This is a genomic window from Variovorax humicola (genome assembly GCF_037889915.1).
Taxonomy (GTDB): domain Bacteria; phylum Pseudomonadota; class Gammaproteobacteria; order Burkholderiales; family Burkholderiaceae_C; genus Variovorax; species Variovorax humicola.
Genome location: NZ_JBBKZV010000088.1, coordinates 1 through 2,426, shown reverse-complemented (window position 1 = coordinate 2,426; position 2,426 = coordinate 1). Strand labels below are relative to the sequence as shown.

1 protein-coding gene and 2 pseudogenes are annotated in these 2,426 nt (G+C 63.4%); all 3 read left to right on the top strand.

What is annotated here, in order from left to right; translation table 11 throughout:
* Positions 1 to 126 (top strand): annotated as a pseudogene (locus WKW80_RS37060) (transposase); the annotation flags it as partial.
* 529 nt (positions 127 to 655) lie between these two features.
* The gene (ltrA, locus tag WKW80_RS37055) at positions 656 to 1,912 is read left to right on the top strand and encodes a group II intron reverse transcriptase/maturase (RefSeq protein WP_340368536.1); all 1,257 of its coding nucleotides are present in this window, start codon (positions 656 to 658) and stop codon (positions 1,910 to 1,912) included.
* A gap of 91 nt (positions 1,913 to 2,003) precedes the next feature.
* Positions 2,004 to 2,426: pseudogene (locus WKW80_RS37050) on the top strand (transposase family protein); the annotation flags it as partial.

The following is a 2,426-nucleotide window of genomic DNA, read 5'->3' as shown; positions in this document are numbered from 1 at the left end:
CCCTCGCAAACCAGAGAGGACCGCCGGCGCATCAAGGAACTCGAGCGCGAAGTCCGACGCAAGGACAAGGCCCTGGCCGAGACGGCAGCGTTGCTGGTGCTCTCAAAAAAATGCGAGGCGATCGTGTGCTACGAACGCGATCGCGCAAGCGGTCGCGGTGCTTTACCAAAGATGAGGGTGGGCCCCTCGGAGTCGGCTTGCAGGAGCAGGCTTCAAACCGCCTCAAGCTGCGTCGGTTAAGAGCCGACGTGGTGAGCGTTGATGGAAAAGGCGGAGTCGAACTCCGTCAGGTGTGGATCGAGAAGACGAACGCAAGTGAACCGCTGATGACGTGTCGAAACGTATTTAACCGAAGTCGAAACCGGGATCTGGATCTCTATCCCGCGCGTAAGGTTGGGGGCGAACCTGTCTACTGCCCAACTGGCTTCCGGCATGAAGGCGGCGTGATCTCGATCCAGGCTTTGGTAAGGAACGTAGGAACCTGTCGTCCCGATGCTAAGGGAGAAGCTCAAGCGGACAGCATTCGCAAGGGCCAGAGTACCGATGCGGGGCACAGGGGCGGAGACGCTCGTAGTAGGGTTGAAGGTCCTGTAATGGGGCTGGACCGAAGGGGCGTCGTTGTTCAGCCGTGGCCGAGCGCACAACCTGCAAGGGGATGACGCGCATGGTCAAGGCAAAGTCGTTTGAAATCGCAAAGCGCGAAGTGTGGGAGGCGTACAAGCGCGTGAAGGCCAACCGCGGTGCGGCCGGGGTTGACGGGGTCACGATCGCCAAGTTCGAGCAGGATCTGAGCAAGAACCTTTACCGAATCTGGAATCGCATGGCCTCGGGCAGCTACGTGCCGCCACCGGTCAAGCGCGTTGATATACCAAAGGGCGATGGCAAGACGCGGCCGTTGGGCATTCCCACGGTGGCTGACCGAATTGCACAAATGGTTGTCCAGCGGCGGCTCGAGCCGCTGCTGGAGCCGGTGTTCCATGCGAACTCGTATGGCTACCGGCCAGGGCGCTCGGCACACGATGCCTTGCGCGTTGCTCGCAAACAGTGCTGGCGCCACGACTGGGTGCTCGATCTGGACATCAAGGGCTTCTTCGACAACATCGATCACGAGCTCTTGATGACGGCTGTGCGCCGGCATACGGATTGCCGTTGGGCGGTGCTCTATATCGAGCGCTGGCTGAAGGCAGACGTGCTGATGCCCGATGGGATGCTGATGAAGCGCAACCAGGGAACGCCGCAGGGGGGTGTCATCAGTCCCCTGCTGGCCAACCTGTTCTTGCACTACGCCTTCGATCAATGGATGGTGCGGCACCACCCCAAGGTGCCGTTCGAGCGGTATGCGGATGACGTCATCTGCCACTGCGACAGCCAGGAACAGGCCCACGCCCTGAGGGCAGAGCTTGAGCAACGGCTGGCCGCATGTCGGCTGGAAATGCATCCCGAGAAGACCCGCGTCGTGTACTGCGCCGATGCGAATCGGCGTGGTGACCACGATGTTCGGCGGTTCGACTTCCTGGGCTACACATTCAAGCCCCGGCAGGCGATGAATCGGCGAGGGCAGCTGTTCACCAGCTTCTCGCCGGCCGTCGGTGACAAGGCGGGAAAGGCCATGCGCCACGAGATCCGTGGCTGGGGCCTGCGGCGGCTCAACCGCTACGACCTGGACGAACTGCTTGCGCGGATTCGGCCTGTGCTCGTGGGGTGGGTCCGCTACTACGGACTCTTCCATCCATCGAGCTTGCAACGGGCGCTCAAGACGCTGGACTACGATCTGGTGCGATGGGCACAGCGCAAGTACAAGAAGCTGCGTCGGCGCTTCATGCGTGCCTGGGATTGGTTGCGAGCGGTGCGCCAACGTGCGCCGACGTTACTCCCGCACTGGAGCGCGGCGATGATAACGACTGGACGATAGGAGCCGGATGAATCGAGAGGTTCACGTCCGGTTCTGGTAGAGCGCGGGGGTGCGATTCCCCCGCGCCACTCACCTTCAGAAGAAACACGCAGGGCGAGGACGAATGATTGGCCTCGAAGATCGCCAGGAACATGCCCGAGACATCGAAGCCGCGCGCCGATCTGGCGCCCGGTTGCACGAGGCCTGCGAGGTGGTGGGTATCACCGCACGCACCCTGCAGCGCTGGACCGCCCACCAGGGCCTCGAATCGGGCGATGGCAGGCCCGAGGCGGTGCGACCGACGCCCACCCACGCACTGACTGAGGCCGAGCGCGCGCAGGTCCTGAGCGTGGCCAACGAGCCGCGATTTGCCGACATGCCGCCCGCGCGCATCGTGCCCACGCTGGCCGACGAGGGCGTGTATATTGCCAGCGAGTCCACCTTCCAGCGCGTGCTGCGCGCGCAGGGGCTGAACGCTCATCGCGGCCGCGCCAAGGCGCCGCGCAAGAGCCGTCCGCCGACCACGCACGTCGCC